General features: G+C 61.4%; 15 protein-coding genes. 10 read left to right on the top strand and 5 right to left on the bottom strand.

Going from position 1 to position 18,670, the window contains the following annotated elements:
• Positions 1 to 49: 49 nt before the first annotated feature.
• From dadA to BMZ57_RS12125, 6 genes are all read left to right on the top strand, one after another.
• Positions 50 to 1,351 carry a D-amino acid dehydrogenase gene (dadA, locus tag BMZ57_RS12150; protein WP_069672955.1) on the top strand — a complete coding sequence of 434 codons (1,302 nt, stop codon included), beginning with the start codon at positions 50 to 52 and terminating at the stop codon, positions 1,349 to 1,351.
• Positions 1,323 to 1,676: a RidA family protein gene (locus BMZ57_RS12145; RefSeq protein WP_010207480.1), complete on the top strand. Its 354-nt coding sequence runs from the start codon at positions 1,323 to 1,325 to the stop codon at positions 1,674 to 1,676. The genes dadA and BMZ57_RS12145 overlap by 29 nt, the downstream gene beginning before the upstream one ends.
• A 79-nt stretch (positions 1,677 to 1,755) precedes the next feature.
• Positions 1,756 to 2,829, top strand: coding sequence for an alanine racemase (alr, locus tag BMZ57_RS12140; RefSeq protein WP_021492603.1), 1,074 nt, complete (start codon positions 1,756 to 1,758; stop codon positions 2,827 to 2,829).
• Positions 2,830 to 2,945: 116 nt separating this feature from the next.
• Complete coding sequence (locus tag BMZ57_RS12135; protein WP_003176893.1) at positions 2,946 to 3,494, top strand: cupin domain-containing protein; 549 nt, start codon at positions 2,946 to 2,948, stop codon at positions 3,492 to 3,494.
• Between the two features lie 181 nt (positions 3,495 to 3,675).
• A complete protein-coding gene (locus tag BMZ57_RS12130) occupies positions 3,676 to 4,089 on the top strand; it encodes a c-type cytochrome (RefSeq protein WP_010207476.1) in 414 nt (137 codons plus the stop codon).
• A gap of 133 nt (positions 4,090 to 4,222) precedes the next feature.
• Positions 4,223 to 6,145: an acetyl-CoA hydrolase/transferase C-terminal domain-containing protein gene (locus BMZ57_RS12125; RefSeq protein ID WP_069672954.1), complete on the top strand. Its 1,923-nt coding sequence runs from the start codon at positions 4,223 to 4,225 to the stop codon at positions 6,143 to 6,145.
• A gap of 134 nt (positions 6,146 to 6,279) precedes the next feature.
• Here the strand turns inward: BMZ57_RS12125 and BMZ57_RS12120 are convergent, their stop codons facing one another.
• Together BMZ57_RS12120 and rep are read right to left on the bottom strand one after the other, a co-directional pair.
• Positions 6,280 to 6,852 (bottom strand): xanthine phosphoribosyltransferase, encoded by a 573-nt coding sequence (locus tag BMZ57_RS12120; protein WP_010207474.1) that lies wholly within the window; start codon positions 6,850 to 6,852, stop codon positions 6,280 to 6,282.
• 58 nt (positions 6,853 to 6,910) lie between these two features.
• Positions 6,911 to 8,920 (bottom strand): DNA helicase Rep, encoded by a 2,010-nt coding sequence (gene rep / locus BMZ57_RS12115; protein WP_010207473.1) that lies wholly within the window; start codon positions 8,918 to 8,920, stop codon positions 6,911 to 6,913.
• A 255-nt stretch (positions 8,921 to 9,175) separates the two neighbouring features.
• Between rep and BMZ57_RS12110 the strand changes: the two genes are divergently transcribed.
• Positions 9,176 to 10,840 (top strand): putative bifunctional diguanylate cyclase/phosphodiesterase, encoded by a 1,665-nt coding sequence (locus BMZ57_RS12110; protein WP_010207472.1) that lies wholly within the window; start codon positions 9,176 to 9,178, stop codon positions 10,838 to 10,840.
• Between the two features lie 66 nt (positions 10,841 to 10,906).
• Here the strand turns inward: BMZ57_RS12110 and BMZ57_RS12105 are convergent, their stop codons facing one another.
• Positions 10,907 to 12,310, bottom strand: coding sequence for a NorM family multidrug efflux MATE transporter (locus tag BMZ57_RS12105; RefSeq protein ID WP_010207471.1), 1,404 nt, complete (start codon positions 12,308 to 12,310; stop codon positions 10,907 to 10,909).
• A 149-nt stretch (positions 12,311 to 12,459) separates the two neighbouring features.
• Here BMZ57_RS12105 and BMZ57_RS12100 point away from each other — a divergent pair, with 149 nt between their 5' ends.
• Together BMZ57_RS12100 and BMZ57_RS12095 are read left to right on the top strand one after the other, a co-directional pair.
• On the top strand, positions 12,460 to 13,380 hold the full coding sequence (locus tag BMZ57_RS12100) for a LysR substrate-binding domain-containing protein (RefSeq protein WP_010207468.1): 921 nt from the start codon (positions 12,460 to 12,462) through the stop codon (positions 13,378 to 13,380).
• Positions 13,381 to 13,557: 177 nt separating this feature from the next.
• On the top strand, positions 13,558 to 15,534 hold the full coding sequence (locus tag BMZ57_RS12095) for a methyl-accepting chemotaxis protein (protein ID WP_010207466.1): 1,977 nt from the start codon (positions 13,558 to 13,560) through the stop codon (positions 15,532 to 15,534).
• 3 nt (positions 15,535 to 15,537) lie between these two features.
• Here BMZ57_RS12095 and BMZ57_RS12090 read toward each other — a convergent pair whose 3' ends face one another.
• A complete protein-coding gene (locus tag BMZ57_RS12090; RefSeq protein ID WP_175439652.1) occupies positions 15,538 to 16,452 on the bottom strand; it encodes an ABC transporter six-transmembrane domain-containing protein in 915 nt (304 codons plus the stop codon).
• Between the two features lie 111 nt (positions 16,453 to 16,563).
• Between BMZ57_RS12090 and BMZ57_RS12085 the strand changes: the two genes are divergently transcribed.
• Positions 16,564 to 17,148, top strand: a complete 585-nt coding sequence (locus BMZ57_RS12085; protein ID WP_010207463.1) for a TetR/AcrR family transcriptional regulator — start codon at positions 16,564 to 16,566, stop codon at positions 17,146 to 17,148.
• Here BMZ57_RS12085 and BMZ57_RS12080 read toward each other — a convergent pair.
• On the bottom strand, positions 17,145 to 18,641 hold the full coding sequence (locus tag BMZ57_RS12080; protein WP_010207462.1) for a YifB family Mg chelatase-like AAA ATPase: 1,497 nt from the start codon (positions 18,639 to 18,641) through the stop codon (positions 17,145 to 17,147). The two genes, BMZ57_RS12085 and BMZ57_RS12080, sit on opposite strands and share 4 nt — an antisense overlap.
• Between the last annotated feature and the right edge of the window lie 29 nt (positions 18,642 to 18,670).

The following is an 18,670-nucleotide window of genomic DNA, read 5'->3' as shown; positions in this document are numbered from 1 at the left end:
TGCTCGAATAACACACGTCAGCGGCCATGCCCGCGATGAGGATATAAAAATGCGCGTTCTGGTCTTGGGTAGCGGCGTCATTGGTGTGACCAGTGCCTACTATTTGGCGCGGGCCGGCTTTGAAGTGGTTGTCGTCGACCGTCAGCCTGCTGCTGCCATGGAAACCAGTTTCGCCAACGCCGGCCAGGTGTCGCCAGGCTATGCATCGCCCTGGGCCGCACCGGGTGTGCCACTCAAGGCCATCAAGTGGCTGCTGCAACGCCACGCGCCGCTGGCGATCAAGGCCACCGCCGATATCGACCAATACCTGTGGATGGCGCAGATGCTGCGCAACTGCACCGCGAGCCGTTATGCGGTGAACAAGGAGCGCATGGTGCGCCTGTCCGAGTACAGCCGCGACTGCCTCGACGAACTGCGCGCGGAAACCGGCATTGCCTACGAAGGCCGTAGCCTGGGGACTACCCAACTGTTCCGCACCCAGGCGCAGCTGGATGGCGCAGCCAAGGACATCGCCGTGTTGAAAGAGTCCGGCGTGCCGTTCGAAGTGCTCGACCGCGCCGGCATTGCCCGCGTCGAGCCGGCCCTGGCGAGCGTCACCGATATCCTCGCCGGCGCCTTGCGCCTGCCTAACGACCAGACCGGTGACTGCCAGATGTTCACCACCCGCCTGGTCGACATGTGCAAGCAGCTCGGCGTGGAATTCCGCTTCGAGCAAGACATCCAGCGCCTCGATTACGCCGGTGACCGTATCAACGGCGTGAGGGTCGACGGCAAGCTGGAAACCGCCGACCGCTACGTGCTGGCCCTCGGCAGCTACTCGCCGAAATTGCTCAAGCCGCTGGGGATCAAGGCGCCGGTGTACCCGCTCAAGGGCTACTCGCTGACCGTGCCGATCACCAACCCGGCGATGGCGCCGACTTCGACCATTCTCGACGAGACCTACAAGGTCGCGATCACCCGTTTCGACAACCGCATCCGCGTCGGCGGCATGGCTGAAATAGCCGGTTTTGACCTGTCGCTTAACCCGCGTCGGCGCGAAACCCTGGAGATGATCGTCAACGACCTTTATCCTCAGGGCGGCGATTTGACCGAAGCCACGTTCTGGACCGGACTGCGCCCGACCACCCCCGACGGCACGCCGATTGTCGGTGCTACCCCGTTCAAGAACCTGTTCCTGAATACCGGCCACGGCACCCTCGGTTGGACCATGGCTTGTGGCTCCGGTCGCTTGCTGGCCGACCTGATGGCCAAGAAAACGCCGCAGATCAGTGCGGAAGGCCTCGATATTTCCCGTTACGGCAACCACCAGGAGTCCGCACAACATGTCAATCCAGCGCCAGCTCACCAATGAGCGCATGAGCCAGATCGTTGTCCACAACGGTACCGTGTACCTGGCCGGGCAAGTCGGCGACGACATGAATGCCGGAATTGAACAGCAGACCCGTGAAACCCTGGCCAATATCGAGCGTTTGCTGGACCTGGCCGGCACTGACAAGACCAAGTTGCTGTCGGTGACGATCTACCTGAAAGACATCGACGCGGATTTCGCCGGCATGAACGCGGTATGGGACAAGTGGCTGCCCAAAGGTGTTGCGCCGGCCCGTGCCACGGTTGAAGCCAAGCTGTGCGAACCGGAAATCCTGGTAGAGCTGTCCGTCGTGGCTGCCCTGCCTTAAACAACGATCCCTCTCCCGGTGCCGAGGTTGCCTGTCGGTGCCGGTTTTTCTTCACTCTGCCGCCTAGAAGCCTGCCGCCATGCGTCCTGCCCGTGCCCTGATTGACCTCCAAGCCCTGCGCCACAACTACCAATTGGCCCGTGAAGTCACGGGGGCCAAGGCCCTTGCCGTGATCAAGGCCGATGCCTACGGACATGGCGCCGTGCGTGTGGCCCAGGCGTTGGAAGCCGAGGCCGATGGGTTCGCCGTCGCCTGTATCGAAGAGGCGTTGGAGCTGCGCGCCGCCGGGATTCGTGCGCCGGTGCTGCTGCTGGAAGGTTTCTTCGAGGCTGATGAGCTGCCACTGATCATCGAGCATGATTTCTGGTGCGTGGTGCATTCGCTGTGGCAGTTGGAGGCCATCGAACAGGCCAAGCTGAGCAAACCGCTGACTATCTGGCTCAAGCTCGATTCCGGCATGCACCGTGTTGGCTTGCACCCCAAGGATTATCACGAGGCTTATCAGCGCTTGCTGGCCAGCGGCAAGGTGGCCAAGATCGTACTGATGAGCCACTTTGCCCGCGCCGATGAACTCGACTGCGTACGCAGTGATGAACAGGTGGCGGTGTTTGACGCGGCGCGCCAGGGCTTGTCGGCCGAGGTGAGCCTGCGCAACTCGCCATCGGTGATGGGCTGGCCGAATGTGTCTAGCGATTGGGTCCGTCCCGGCATCATGCTCTACGGTGCGACGCCTTTTGGCGAAGACCAGGCCGTAGCCTCGCGCTTGCAGCCAGTAATGACCCTGGAGTCCAAGGTTATCTGCGTACGTGAGCTGCCGGCCGGGGAGCCGGTGGGCTACGGCGCCAAGTTCATTACGCCGAAACCCATGCGTATCGGCGTGGTTGCCATGGGATATGCCGATGGCTATCCGCGCCACGCGCCGACCGGTACGCCGGTACTGGTGGCCGGGCAGCGCAGCCAGTTGCTGGGCCGTGTGTCCATGGACATGCTGTGCATCGACCTGACTGACCTGCCTCAGGCCGGGCTCGGTTCCACGGTGGAGTTGTGGGGCAAAAACATCCTGGCCAGTGATGTGGCGGTCGCCGCCGAGACCATTCCTTACCAACTGTTCTGCAACCTGCGCCGCGTGCCAAGGCTCTATTCCGAGGCTTGACCGCCAGTCACGAACACAAGCGCCCGGGATTTAGGCCCAAGTGTTGTAAATACTGAACGCTGTCGCCATGATAACGCTCAATTACAACAAAGCCTGAATCCTAGGAGGCTCCTGCATTGGACGTCGGCGAACGACTGCAATCCATCCGTAAACTGAAGGGTCTTTCCCAGCGCGAGCTCGCCAAGCGCGCGGGTGTCACCAACAGCACCATTTCGATGATCGAAAAAAACAGCGTCAGCCCCTCGATCAGCTCCTTGCGCAAGGTGCTGGGCGGCATCCCTATGTCCATGGTCGAGTTCTTTTCCGAGGAGATCCTCCAGGAAATACCGACGCAGATCGTCTATAAAGCCAATGAGCTCATTGATATCTCTGACGGCGCCGTCACCATGAAACTGGTAGGCCGGGCTCACCCCAGCCGGGCGATTGCGTTTCTCAACGAAATCTACCCGCCGGGCGCCGACACGGGCGAAGAAATGCTCACCCACGAAGGCGAAGAAACCGGGATTCTGGTGGAAGGTCGTCTGGAGTTGGTGGTCGGTCTTGAAACTTTTGTGCTCGAAGCGGGCGATAGCTACTACTTTGAAAGCACCAAGCCTCATCGTTTTCGCAATCCGTTCGACGTGCCGGCGCGACTAATCAGCGCAGCCACACCCGCGAACTTTTAAGAAAAGAGGCGTCCTGCCTGCGTGGCAGAGACTCCCGTAGCTGTATCCGTGAAGCTGAATCTCCCTTTATTTAATAGGGTTGTTTCGGCAGGGCGGGCTAACCGTTATACTTTCGCCGCCTGCGAAACCGTGGCCGCAGGCGTGAATAGCCACCATTGAGGGTGAACGCGTGAACCTAATTATGAAAATGCTGGCTGCACCAGCAACCGTACTGGCCCTATGGGCTGTCAGCGCTCAAGCTGCGACCAATGATGACATTGCCAAGCGCCTGGAGCCTGTCGGCCAGGTTTGCGTCCAGGGCCAGGAATGCAAAGGCATGGAAGTGGCGGTCGCCGCAGGCGGCGGCGCTGCGAAGACGCCGGATGAAATCATTGCCAAGCATTGCAACGCTTGCCACGGCACTGGCCTGTTGGGCGCGCCGAAAATCGGTGACACCGCTGCCTGGAAAGAACGCGCTGACCACCAGGGCGGCCTGGATGGCATCCTCGCCAAGGCCATTACCGGTATCAATGCCATGCCGCCAAAGGGCACCTGCGCCGATTGCTCGGATGATGACCTCAAAGGTGCGATCGAGAAGATGTCCGGTTTGAAATAAACCGATCTTCGCCAAAAAGCCGCTTACAAGCGGCTTTTTTGTATCCGTGATTTGTGTTTCAGCGCTGTTCTTTGCAGCAAAGACCCGGCAAGCTCGGTCCAACCCCTAATCATGGAATGTTCAGGAGGGTCGGATGGTGCAGTTGTGTTCAATCGAGCAAGCAGTTGACGATGTGCTGGAGCGGTTGCCTGCGCATATCCACATGGGCATGCCGCTTGGCCTGGGCAAGCCGAACCTGTTTGCCAACGCGCTGTACCGGCGCATTGCCAAATTGCCGGAGCGGTCGCTGACGATCTATACCGCCTTGAGCCTGGGCCGGCCAACACTGGGCGATGGCTTGCAGAAACGCTTTCTCGAACCCTTTATCGAGCGAGTGTTTGGCGATTATCCCGAACTGGATTTCCTCGCCGCCCTGCACAAGGACAACCTCCCGGAAAATATCCACGTGCAGCAGTTCTTCATGCAGCCCGGCAGCTTGCTCCACAGCGAGTCGGCCCAGCAGGATTACGTCAGCAGCAATTACAGCCACGCCGCCCGCGACATCAACGCCGCCGGCCTGAACCTGGTCGCTCAACTGGTTGCCAGCAGCAGCGAACACCCTGATCGTCTGAGCCTGAGCTGCAACCCGGATATCACCCTCGACCTGTTACCAATGATCGCCAAGCGCCGTGATGCCGGTGAAACCGTGCTGATCGTCGGCCAGGTCCACAGCGATTTACCCTACATGCCGGGTGATGCGGAGCTGGGAATGGACGCCTTCGATTACCTGATCGATGAAAAAGACAGCACCACGCTGTTCTCCACACCGAACATGCCGGTGGGCTTCCAGGACCACTTTATCGGCCTGCATGCCAGCACCTTGGTGCGCGATGGTGGCACTCTGCAGATCGGCATCGGCTCCATGGGTGATGCGCTGACTGCCGCGCTGCTGGCGCGCCAGGCGGACAATGAGGCCTACCGATTGCTGCTGACTGACCTGGACGTCTATCAGTGGGCGCCGTTGATCAGCCACGAAGGCGGTGTCGATCCGTTCGCGCGTGGCCTCTACGGGTGTAGCGAAATGTTCGTCAACGGGCTGCTGGTGCTGGCGGACGCGGGGATTATCCGCCGCAAGGTCTACCCGGATGTGGCGACGCAGCAGCAGGCTAACGCAGGCACGCTCGACGACGCCGCGCAGCCCGACGGGATCTCGATCCACGGTGGATTCTTCCTCGGCCCGCGAAGTTTTTACCAGCGCCTGCAGGAAATGACCCACGCCAAGCGCCTCGAATTCAACATGACCCGCATCAGTTACATCAATGAGCTGTACGGCCAGGAAGAACTCAAACGACTGCAACGGCGGGATGCTCGCTTTATCAACAGTGCGATCATGGTGACCTTGTTGGGCGCGGGGGTAGCGGACCAGTTGGAAGACGGGCGCGTGCTCAGCGGCGTGGGCGGGCAGTACAACTTCGTTGCCCAGGGTCATGCGCTGGAGGGCGCGCGCTCGATTTTGATCCTGCGCAGCTGGCGCGAATCGGCGGGGGAGGTCAGTTCCAATATCGTCTGGGACTATGGCCACTGCACGATTCCCCGGCACCTGAGGGATATCGTCATCACTGAGTATGGAATCGCCGATTTGCGCGGCCAGACGGATGCCAAGGTGATCGAAGCGCTGCTCAACGTAACCGACTCGCGCTTCCAGGATGACTTGATCGAAAAGGCGCATAAGGCCGGCAAGTTGCCGAAGGATTTCCAGTTGGATCCGCGCTTTGCCGATAACACGCCGGAGCGGCTCCAAGGTATTCAGGCGCGGCATCGCCGGTTGTTCCCGGAGTATCCGCTGGGCAGCGATTTTACGGATGAAGAGCGGGATCTGTTGCGGGCGTTGAACTGGCTCAAGAGCAAATTCAAGCTGACGGAGATTCTGGAACTGGGTAAGGCGGCGTTGGATGCGCCGGAGCCGGAGGCGTATCCCGAGCATTTGAAACGGATGCGGTTGGATAACCCGGAGGGGCTGAAAGAGGATTTGTATCAACGTTTATTGCTCGCCGGCCTGCAGGCCACCGTGCACTGACAGCCCAACGCAAAACCAAATGTGGGAGCGGGCTTGCTCGCGAAAGTGGTGTATCAGTCGACGTCTACATTGACTGTCACAGCGCATTCGCGAGCAAGCCCGCTCCCACAGGGTTAATTGCATTCAGGCAGCGATTACTCGATGAAAGTGACCACGCCACCCGCCAGCGACTTCACCCGTGCCAGCGACTCAACCCGATAACCCTGCGCATCCAGCTCGGCACGACCACCCTGGAACGACTTCTCGATCACGATCCCCAAACCGGCGACGGTCGCGCCGGCCTGCTTGATGATCGAGATCAGCGCCTGGGACGCCTTGCCGTTGGCCAAAAAGTCATCGATCACCAGCACGCGGTCGCTGCTGGTCAGGTGGCGCGGGGAGATCGCCACAGTGCTTTCGACTTTCTTGGTGAAGGAATACACCGTCGCCGACAGCAGGTTTTCCGTCAGGGTCAGGGACTGTTGCTTGCGGGCGAAGATCACCGGCACGCCGAGGTTCAGGCCGGTCATGATCGCCGGGGCGATGCCCGAGGCTTCGATGGTGACGATCTTGGTGATGCCCGAATCCTTGAACAAGGCGGCGAATTCGTCGCCGATCAGCTTCATCAGTGCCGGGTCGATCTGGTGGTTCAGAAAGGCGTCGACCTTGAGTACCTGATCGGAAAGCACGATGCCTTCTTCGCGAATTTTCTTGTGCAGTGCTTCCACGGAAAGCTTCCTCTAATGGCGCGATGCGCGCCGAAAGTAGATTAAAAAGTAGTCGATTCTAGCGCTTTAACATCGCGCGTATGTCCGCCAAGGCGGTGTTGCCGCGAACGGCCTTTACCTCGGTCGGGGTGTCGTCATTGCCTTCCCAGGCCAGGTCGTCCGGCGGCAGCTCGTCCAGGAACCGGCTGGGGGCACAATCGATGATTTCGCCGTATTGCTTGCGCTTGGCGGCAAAGGTGAAGGCCAAAGTCTGACGCGCGCGGGTAATACCCACGTAGGCCAGGCGCCGTTCTTCTTCGATGGTGTCGGCTTCGATGCTGGAGCGGTGCGGGAGGATTTCCTCTTCCATGCCCATGATGAACACGTAGGGGAATTCCAGGCCCTTGGACGCATGCAAGGTCATCATCTGCACACCCTCGGCGCCGTCTTCCTCTTCCTGTTGGCGCTCAAGCATGTCGCGCAGTACCAGCTTGCCGATGGCGTCTTCGACGGTCATCTCGCCGTCTTCGTCTTTTTCCAGGGTGTTCTTCAGCGCTTCGATCAGGAACCAGACATTGCTCATGCGGTAATCCGCGGCCTTGTCGCTGGAGCTGTTGGTGCGCAGCCAGTTCTCGTAGTCGATGTCCATGACCATGCTGCGCAGGGCGCTGATCGGGTCTTCGCCGGCGCACTGCTCGCGGACCTTGTCCATGAAGCGCTTGAAGCGCGCCAGTCGATCGGTGAAGCGCGAGTCCAGGTGCTCGCCCAGGCCGATTTCGTCGGTGGCGGCGTACATCGAGATCTTGCGTTCAGTGGCGTAGTTGCCGAGTTTTTCCAGGGTGGTGGAGCCGATCTCGCGGCGCGGCACATTGATCACGCGCAGGAAGGCGTTGTCGTCGTCCGGGTTCACGATCAGCCGGAAGTAGGCCATCAGGTCTTTGACTTCCTGGCGTCCGAAAAAGCTGTTGCCGCCCGACAGGCGATACGGCACCTGGTGATGCTGCAATTTCAGCTCGATCAGCTTGGCCTGGTAGTTGCCGCGGTACAGGATTGCGAAATCGCTGTAGGGCCGGTCGGTGCGCAAGTGCAGGCTGAGGATTTCCACGGCCACGCGCTCGGCTTCGGCGTCTTCGTTACGGCAGCGGATCACGCGTATTTCGTCGCCGTGGCCCATCTCACTCCACAGTTGTTTTTCAAACTCGTGGGGGTTGTTCGAGATCAGCACGTTGGCGCAACGCAGGATGCGGCTGGTGGAGCGATAGTTCTGCTCCAGCATCACCACTTTCAGGGACGGGTAGTCGTCCTTGAGCAACATCAGGTTTTCCGGGCGCGCGCCGCGCCAGGCGTAGATGGACTGGTCGTCGTCGCCTACCACGGTGAACTGGTTGCGCTTGCCGATCAGCATTTTCACCAGCAGGTATTGGCTGGCGTTGGTGTCTTGGTATTCATCTACCAGCAGGTAGCGCACCTTGTTCTGCCATTTTTCGAGGATGTCGGCGTGTTCCTCGAACAGCTTCACCGGCAGCAGGATCAGGTCATCGAAGTCCACTGCGTTGAACGCCTTGAGCGTGCGCTGGTAGTGGGTGTAGACGATGGCGGCGGTCTGTTCCTTGGGGTTGCGTGCGTTTTCCAGGGCCTGGGCGGGCAGGATCAGGTCGTTTTTCCAGGCGCCGATCATGTTCTTGATCTCGTCCACGCCGTCGTCGCCTGCGTACTCCTTTTGCATGATGTCGGTCATCAGCGACTTCACGTCGGTCTCGTCGAAGATCGAGAAGCCCGGCTTGTAGCCCAGCCGCGCATGCTCCTTGCGGATGATGTTCAAGCCCAGGTTGTGGAAGGTGCACACGGTGAGGCCACGGCCCTCGCCACCCTTGAGCAGGGTGCCGACACGCTCTTTCATTTCCCGCGCCGCCTTGTTGGTAAAGGTCATGGCGACGATGTACTGGGCGCGGATGCCGCACTGCTGGATCAGGTGCGCGATCTTGCGGGTGATCACGCTGGTCTTGCCGGAGCCTGCACCGGCGAGCACCAATAGAGGGCCGCCGACGTAGTTCACGGCTTCTTGCTGCCGGGGATTGAGTCGGGACATACAGAATTCAGGGAGTCGTTGTTCAAAAGGGCGGGCATTTTAACAGGCTCGCAGGATTCTGCTCTGTCAGAACGACAGTGTGACGTACCACTCGATCTAAATTTGCCGGTTTTGATACTTTGCCGCAGGATGTCGGGGTTATTTGCGACTAATCTTTACAGTTCGCGTGTTTGGTAACCCCTATCATTGGTGATCATCTGGCCGCACGTCATAATGCCCGCTGTCACGAAATTTTGCAGAGTCTAGGGAGCTAGCTTGTCTACGCCTGTCGAACCCTTGCGTTTGCTGCTGCTGGCCGATGAGCCCGCGTGGGCAGCGTTGTTGCGCGAGTGCCTGGCGCCGATGGGCGATGGGGCTGTGCTGATCAGCGCACCAAACTGGGAGTCCGTGAGCCGTCTGTTCGATGACGACCACAGCGCCGTGCTGTTGACCACGCCCAGCTTGCAGCCCGGCCCTGGCCGCTGCAGCCTGCCGTGCGTATTGCTGCTGGAGCAGGAACCGCTGGTTTCGCCGCTGGGCGTCAGCGATTGGCTGGTGCGCGATGTATTGGATGCCGATACAGTGCGCCGCTGCTTGCGCCACGTCCGCGAGCGTGGCGTACTGGAAAACACCCTGCAGCGCCTGGCCGAACAGGACCCGCTCACCGGTATCGCCAACCGCCAGGGCTTCCAGACCTTGCTCGCCGCACGACTGGTCGAGAATGAAGGCCGTGGCCTGGCCCTCGGCCACCTGGACCTCGACAATTTCCGCCACGCCAACGACGCCCTCGGCCACCAGGCCGGCGACCGGCTGATCCTGCAAGTGGTCTCGCGGCTCAAGAGCCAACTTGAGGTCGGGGACCAACTGGCGCGCCTGGGCAGTGACGAGTTTGCCCTCTTGATCGACACCCGCCGCGCGCCCCAGCGTGCCGAGTGGATGGCCGAGCGCATCACCGAAGTCATGGCCGAACCGTACTGGGTGGATGGCGAAAGCCTGCTGATCGGCTGCAGCCTGGGGGTGGCCCATGCCCGTGCCCGCGCCGGCGCCGACCCGCTGATGTGGCACGCCCATATCGCCATGCAGCAGGCCAAAAGCACCCAAGGCTGCACCTTTCATATCTTCAACGAACGCATCAACCGCAACGCGCGCAGCCTGGCCGACCTGGAAAGTGAGCTGCGCCGCGCCTTGCGTCGTGACGAACTGGAGCTGCACTACCAACCGCGCCTGGACCTCGACGACGGGCATATCGTCGGCCTTGAAGCCTTGGTGCGCTGGCGCCACGACGAGCGTGGCCTGTTGCCGCCGAGTGAGTTCGTGCCCCTGGCCGAACAAAGCGGCCTGATCGTGCCGTTGGGTTACTGGGTGATCTCCCGCGCGCTGCGCGACATGCAGGACCTGCGCGAACGTGGCCTGCCGCCGCTGCACATGGCGGTCAACCTGTCATTCCGTCAGTTCCAGGACAGCCAGTTGCTCTCCACCCTCAGCCGGCTGATTGCCGAGCGGGGCGTTGAGGCACAGTGGCTGGAGTTCGAACTCACCGAAACCGCCGTGATGCGCCGCAGTGACCTGGTCAAGCAGACCATGGACGCCCTCGGCCGCCTCGGTGTTCGGTTCTCCCTGGACGATTTCGGCACGGGCTTTTCATCGTTCGTGCACCTCAACAGCCTGCCGATCGCCTTGTTGAAGATCGACAAGAGTTTTGTCGGCGGTATGGAAGAGCGCGAAGAGAACCGCAAACTGGTGCACGCCATGATCAACCTGGCCCACAATCTCAACCTTGAAGTGGTCGCCGAAGGCGTGGAAACGCCGGAGCAACTTGCACTGTTGCGCTTGTTTGGCTGCGACCAGGCCCAGGGTTACCTGATCAGCAAGCCGCTGCCGTTGGCGGAGCTTGTGGAGTACCTGACCTTCGGGAAAAGCCAGCAGGCCTTGCTGGGTTGATTGGGTGCCCACCCAATCAACTGTGGGAGCAGGCAAGCCAGCTCCCACACTGACCGATTACAGCCTTCAATCCGGCTGAGCTGCTTGCAACGTGCTGTAGGTTTCAGGCTCTCGCCGAATCATGCGCTTCATCTTCGCTTCAAATGCCCAAGTCAGGCTGACTGCCGCGCACGCCAGGCCCAGCGCCAAGCCCCACCATACGCCGGTCGGTCCCCAGCCCAGGGTGAAGGCCATCAGCCAGGCCGACGGTGCCCCGATCAACCAATAGCAACCCGCGCCGATCAGGAAGGTGGTCTTGGCGTCCTTGAGCCCGCGAATGCAGCCCATGGCGATGGTTTGCACACCGTCGAACAGCTCGAACCAGGCGGCGACAGCGAGCAGGCTGACGGCCAGGACGATCACGTCATGGAAGGCCGGGTCGTTATGGTCGATAAGCAATCCGATCAAAGGATCGGAATAAAGCCACAGCACGGCGGCAAATCCCAACATCACCGCTGCGCCAAATCCGATGCCGACGCGCCCGGCCAGGCGTGCCTGCAGCAACTGCCCAGCGCCGTAATGTTGGCCGATACGCATGGTCACCGCGTAAGACATCCCCGCCGGCACCATGAACGCCACCGAGACAATTTGCAGCGCGATCTGGTGCGCCGCCAACTGCGTGCTGCCCATGGTGCCCATGCACAGCGCCGCAAACGCGAACAACCCGACTTCCACCGCATAAGTGCCGCCAATCGGCAGGCCCAGGCGCCACAGCTCGCGCAGGTACTGGGTATTGAGGCGCAGCAGGCCGGTGCTCAACGGGTACGCCGCATAGGTACGGTTGCGGTGGATGTACCACATCAGCGCCAACGCCATGCCATTGGCGACGACGGCCGTGACCAGTCCGATGCCCATCAGGCCCAGTTTCGGCAGGCCGAACATGCCTTCGATCAACGCATGGTTGAGCAGGTAGTTGGCCACCGCGCCACCGAGGCTGATCACCATCACCGGCTGGGCCTTGCCAATCGCGCTGGTGAAGCCGCGCAAGGCCATGAAGCTCAGGAAACCCGGGAGGGCGAACGGCAGGATCGTCAGGAATTGCCCCGCCGAGTGCACGTTGGTCTCGGTCTGGCCGAACAGCAGCAGCAGCGGCTTGAGGTTCCACAACAGCAAGCCGGCCGCCAAGGCCATCAGCCAGGCGAGCCACAGCCCGGCCTGGGTCAGGCGGGTGGCGCCTTCGATATCCCCCGCGCCGTGACGGATTGCCACCAAGGTGCCCACGGCGGCAATCACGCCGATGCAGAAAATCGACACGAACGAATAGCTTGCCGCGCCCAGGCCGCCACCGGCCAGGGCTTCGGGGCTCAGGCGCGCCATCATCAGGGTGTCGGTCAGCACCATCAGCATGTGCGCCAACTGTGAGGCAATCAACGGCCCTGACAGCCGCAGAATGGCCCAGAGTTCGGTACGTGCCGGATGCTGCATGATCATCACGCTCGAATAGTCGAAGGGTTGAGGGAGGGTTGATTCTCGGCGCTCTCAGCGCATTGCACAAAGGGATAAATGCGATCGTTCACATGACTAAAACTCATGCCTGATGAATCTGGTACGTTACGGCATTGCTTGTAGGAGCTTGCCAAATGTCACGTCGCCTTCCTCCCCTTTATGCCCTTCGCGCGTTTGAGGCGGCATCGCGGCACAATTCCTTCACCCGTGCGGCGGAGGAACTGTCTATTACGCAAAGTGCGGTGAGCCGACACATCCGCACATTGGAAGAGCACTTCGCCTGCCGCTTGTTCCAGCGCAGCGGCCGCACCTTGCAGCTCACCGAGGCGGCGCGTCTGTTGTTGCCTGGTGTGCGCGAAGGTTTCGCCGCGCTGGAGCGGGCCTGCCATACCTTGAATGCCGAAGACGACATCCTGCGCATGAAGGCACCGTCCACCCTGACCATGCGCTGGCTGTTGGCGCGGCTCAGCCGGTTCCGTGCGTTGCAGCCCGGCAATGAGGTGCAACTGACCAGCGCCTGGATGAGTGTGGACGAGGTGGACTTCAACCAGGAACCATTCGACTGCGCCGTGCTGCTGAGCTACGGCCATTTTCCGGCGGATTGGGAGGCCAGTTATCTGTTCCCGGAATTGCTGATTCCGGTGGGCGCCCCCAACCTGCTGGAGGATGGACCCTGGGATGTCGAGCGCCTGGCCACCGCCGAGTTGCTGCACCCCACGCCTGACCGTCGTGATTGGCGCAACTGGCTGGAGCGCATGGGCTTGTCATCCCAGGTGTCGCTCAAGGGCGGGCAGGTGTTCGATACCCTCGAACTGGGCATGATCGCCGCTGCGCGGGGTTACGGCGTATCCATGGGTGACCTGCTGATGGTGGCCGAAGACGTGGCCCAGGGCCGATTGAGCCTGCCCTGGCCAACAGCCGTAGCCAGTGGTGAAAGTTATTACCTGGTGTGGCCGAAGACCCGCCCCGGCGGTGAGCGGCTGCGGCGCTTGGCGGAGTTTCTCCAGGCGGAGGTCAAGGCGATGGCGTTGCCTTCAGTCGAACGTCTCGATTGAGTGGTTGCAGAGCGTTCGTGCAATCGTTTGCGTGATACCCCTGTGATTCGCTCAAGTATTGCTTCGCCCAGCCGAAGAAGGTGTGTTGGAACAATCGTGCACCAACGTTTCCCACCAGATAATTTGCCGAGCAACGCTATGAGATCAGGATGATCCTGGCCTCGGCCAGGAGCCTTCATGACTCAACCTCGCGCTCGGATAGCCTCACAGCTAGGCCTCGCACTCGCCGTGATTCTGGCTGTCGTCATCAGCGGCAGTACTGTGTTTGCTCTGCGTTCCCTCGACTCCGCCAACCTCGCCACCCGCGAGGAACACCTGGCCAGCGAGGCGCGCTTGCTTGCCGATCAACTCAACACCTTCCACGGCACCTTGCGCGAGAGTACCCAGCGGTTGAGCGGGCTGTTCGAAAAGCGTTTTGGTGCCGGTTTGAGTGTGCGTGCAGACCAACCAGTGACCGTGGCCGGTGTGCAGACCCCGAGCCTGTATCTGGGCAGCGAGGTGTTGAACAACAACTTCGAGGATGTGGATGAGTTCAAGCAGATGTCCGGCGGCGTGGCCACGGTGTTTGTACGCAGCGGCGAAGACTTCATCCGCATCAGCACGTCGTTGACCAAACAGGATGGTAACCGCGCCATCGGTACGGTCCTGGATCGCCAAGGCCCGGCTTATCAGCGTGTGCTCAGCGGGCAGACCTACATCGGCCGGGCGGTATTGTTCGACCGCTCCTACATGACCCAATACAGCCCCGTGCGTGATAGCAGCGGCCAGGTCATCGCCGTGCTGTTCATCGGTTTTGACTACACCGATGCGCAGAATGCCCAGTTCGAGAATCTCAAGCGCTTCCGTATCGGCCAGACCGGCTCCCTGGCCCTGCTGGACGAGCAGAAGCGCTGGCTGGTGCCCCCGGCTGGCGTGCAGGCGCTGGACCAGGCGGTTCCAGTGATGTTGGACCTGGCCAAAACACCAGGCAAAGGTCGCTTCTGGGCGGACAAGAACGAAGAATTCTACAGCGTCTCTGTGCCCTTCGACGGCGGGCCGTGGGCAGTTGTCGCGAGCATGCCCAAGGCCGAGATTCGCTCGGTGACCTGGGACGTCGGCATCCGCCTGGTGATCGGCAGCGTGCTTGCCATGCTGCTGGCGGTCGGCGCAACGGTCTGGTTGCTGCGTAGCAAGTTGGCGCCGTTGGGCGACCTGGTGCGCCAGGCCGAAGCCCTGGGTGCGGGGGACTTGAGCGTACGCCTGAATGTGTCCAGCCATGACGAAATCGGCCAGTTGGCGCGCAGCTTCAACCAGATGGGTGAAGCGCTGTCGACCATGGTCTCGCATATCCGCAAGGCAGCCGAAGAGGTCAACAGCCGTGCCCAGGCGTTGTCTGGGTTATCCGGTGGTGCTTATGAGGGCATGGAGCAGCAGTCCGGTGAGATCACTAGCATGGCTGGTGCAGTGGAAGAGTTCAGCGCCACGTCGCTGAACATCGCCGATAACATGGGCAGCACCGAACGCCTCGCCCAGGAAAACGCCCAGCAAACCCGTATCGGGCGCAACTCGATGCAAGAAGCGTCGTCGTCCCTGGAACACATCGCCGCCGCGCTCAACAGCACGGCTACGGTGATCAACACCCTGGGCCAGCGTTCCCAGGAAATTGGCGGGATCGTCGGCGTGATCACCTCGATCGCCGAACAAACCAACCTGCTGGCACTCAACGCCGCCATCGAAGCCGCACGGGCGGGTGAGCAGGGTCGTGGGTTTGCCGTGGTCGCTGATGAGGTGCGTAACCTGGCGTCGCGTACCCGTGAGGCCACCGACGAAATTTCCGGGATGATCCAGAGCATCCAGCAGGAAACCGGCAACGCCATCAGCACCATGGAGCGCGGCAACGTATTGATGCAGGAAGGCCTGTCGCGCAACGCCGATGTGGCGTCGGCCCTGGCGCGTATCGACGAGCAAAGCCGCTCGGCCGGTCAGCAGTTCGCTGCGATCACCACCGCCACCCAGGAACAGAGCAGCACCGCGACTTTGCTCAGCAGCAACCTGCAGAGCATTGCGCTGGCCAACAGCGAGCAGCGCGAGGTGGTGTCGAACCTGGCGATCACGGCCAAGGAACTGGAGACCCTGGCGGCGGGCCTGCGGCATGAAGTGGATCGGTTTCGTTGAGACCTAGCGGTCGCCCAGCCCTGGGTCCACGCGCTTGCCGATGTCTTTGAGGCGCGCCAGTTGGTCGACCATGCCAGGGGCTTCGTCCATGCTGGTGACGAAGGTCCACAGGTAGGTCATGACCGCATACACATGACCGGCCTTGACTGCGGGGGACAAGGCCAACTGGCTGATGGCGACCACGAAGAGCAAGGCAGCCAGTGTGCCGAGAAACAGGTACGCAGCGGCCTCGCGGTCTGACAGCCAGATCCGCAGGCGAGACAGCACCTGGTAGTGGCGTCGCAGGGTCGGCGCACCGACTTTTTCCACCAGGCCGATTTCCTTTTCCAAGCGATTATTCAGGCGCTCATGCAGCGCTTGGTTACGTTGGGCAAAGCGCGGCAACAGCGCGATACACAGCACCAGTGCGCCCAGGCACGCGAGACCGACCCAGGGCTCGATCACGATCAGCATCACCGCCGCACCAATAATCGATACCAGCGCCGTGGCGATGATCGGCACGTGTTTCTCAAAGAAGTCGACGAACTCTCGTGCGAGCACCACCCGTGCCGCTGACTTGGAGGTGCTGTGATTCTGCAGGCGCTGGTTCAGAATCACCGGCACCGCCAGGTCGGCGTAGATCCGGGTGAAGGTTCGGGTGTCCAGCGCCCGGCGTGCCGCGCCGACGACCCAGAACGCCAGGACCACGGCGGCGTAGAACAGAGCGTTGCTGGCATCGCCCCGAATGATTGCATCCACCGCAAACCCGGCAAACAACGGGTATGCCAGCAGCAGGGCATTTTCCAATGCAACCAATGACAGCGTGCCGAACAGCTTGCCGGGATAGGCTTTGGCGATCGCTTTGAGGGTCTGGCCGGCGGATTGCTGGCCGATTTTCTTGCTTTCTTCGATCAGGATTTGAGGCGTGACGGATGTCATGGGTGCACCAAAGGGATGATAGACGCTATTATTGAGCGACTGCTCAAGTATCCTTGAGCGACCGCTCAAAAAGCAAGCGCCGCTTATCTGCCGGAGCCGAAAGGAATTGCCATGTCGCGTATCGACCGTAAAGACCAGATCATCGCCGCCGCTCTGGAGTTGTTTCGCAGCAAGGGGTTTGCCGATGTGTCCACCCGCGACCTGGCCGAACATGCCGGGCTGTCCCGTAGCCACGTTTATCACTACTTCAGTGATTGGAAGGAGCTGCGCCGCGAAGCCTTCGTGCGGTTTGCCAATGAGCAGTTGGACGAAGTGCGGGCGCCTCTGGCAGAAGCCCCCCCGCTGGATGCCTTTGTGGGTTTTTTGCGTGACTGCCTTCCGAGCACCGCCGATGCAGGCTGGGCGCTGTGGCTGGATGCCTGGGACGAAGCGATGCAAGACCCGCAAATGGCCCAGGCTTACCTGGTGATCAATGCTCAATGGCAAGGCATGCTCGCCGAAGTGATCGAGCGAGGTGTCGCTGCCAATGTCCTGCGTTGTGACTCGCCACAACGCGCTGCCCGCCAAATCTTTGCAGTGGCGATGGGCTACGCCGACGACCTGATGCTCCAGCCCTCCACGGAGTCGGCCGAAGCGGCCTTGGATGAAGTGATGGAAGTGGCGCGGTTGCTGCTGGACTTCCCAGAGTCACCCTAGCCAACAGCCGCGGGCCGATACTGCAACGCTTCCGCCAGATGCGCCCGGTTGATGCTATCGGTGTGCTCAAGGTCGGCTAGGGTGCGTGCCACTTTGAGCAGCCGATGGGCTGCGCGCAGGGATAGCGTCAGCCGCTCACAGGCGTTTTCCAGCCAGCATTCGTCGACCTTCGCCAGCTTGCAGTGCTTGCGTAGCCCCGGCAGATCAAGGAAAGCATTCGCGCAGCCTTGGCGTTGTTGTTGGCGATCGCGGGCCTGGGCGACCCGTGCCGACGCCTCGGCTGTGTTATCGCCTGCCTGCTGGGTAGGATTCAACGCAGTGGTTTCTCGCGCCACAGTGAGGTGCAAGTCGATGCGGTCCAGCAGCGGCCCGGAGAGCTTGTTGCGATAGCGCTGGATCTGCTCCGGCGTACAGCGACAACGTCCGCTGGGTTCGCCGAGGTACCCGCATGGGCAGGGGTTCATGGCGGCGACCAGTTGGAAGCGGGCCGGGAAGCTCACGCGGTCGCGGGCACGGGAAATCACGATGTGCCCTGATTCCAGTGGCTCGCGCAGCACCTCCAATACTTTGCGGTCGAACTCCGGCAGCTCATCCAGAAACAGCACGCCGTGATGGGCCAGGGTGATTTCTCCCGGTTGCGGCTTTGACCCGCCTCCCACCAGCGCCGGGCCCGACGCCGAATGATGCGGCTGGCGAAACGGTCGGTGCGGCCAATGACTGAGTGGCGCCACGCTGACGACCGATTGAATCGCCGCCACTTCCAGGGCTTCCTGCTCACTCAGCGGTGGCAACAAACCCGGCAGGCGACTGGCGAGCAATGTCTTGCCGGTGCCGGGCGGGCCGCTTAACAGCAGGTTATGCGCCCCCGCCGCCGCGATCAGCAGTGCGCGCTTGGCGGCGAGCTGGCCCTGTACTTCGCTCAGGTCCGGGTAAGGTTTGTTCAGATACAGCAATCCGTCGGATTGGTAGGGCTCGATAGGCTGATGTCCGTTCAGGTGTGCCACCACCTGCAGCAAGTGATCCACGGCGAGCACTTTCAACCCCGACGCCAGGCAGGCTTCTTCCGCATTCGCCCGCGGCACGATTACGGTGCGCCCCGCCTTGCGCGCCGCCAATGCTGCCGGCAACACGCCTTTCACTGCCCGCACTTCGCCGGACAGGGCCAGTTCTCCCAGGCATTCCACCTCATCGAGCATCGACGCCGGCACCTGCACGCTGGCCGCGAGGATTCCCAAGGCAATCGCCAGGTCAAAACGCCCGCCGTCCTTGGGCAGGTCGGCAGGCGCCAGGTTCAGGGTGATGCGGCGGGCCGGGTATTGCAAGGCAGAATTGAGAATGGCGCTGCGCACCCGGTCCTTGCTTTCCTTGACCGCCGTTTCCGGCAAACCCACCAGTGTCAGGGACGGCAGACCATTGGCCATGTGCACCTCGACGGTGACGGCGGGAGCTTCGACGCCAATTTGGGCACGGCTGTGGACGATGGCGAGGGACATGCTCGTTCCTTGAAGAATTGAGGCCGCTT

The organism is Pseudomonas simiae (assembly GCF_900111895.1).
GTDB classification, from domain to species: domain Bacteria; phylum Pseudomonadota; class Gammaproteobacteria; order Pseudomonadales; family Pseudomonadaceae; genus Aquipseudomonas; species Aquipseudomonas simiae.
This window is presented reverse-complemented; position numbering and strand designations above follow the sequence as displayed.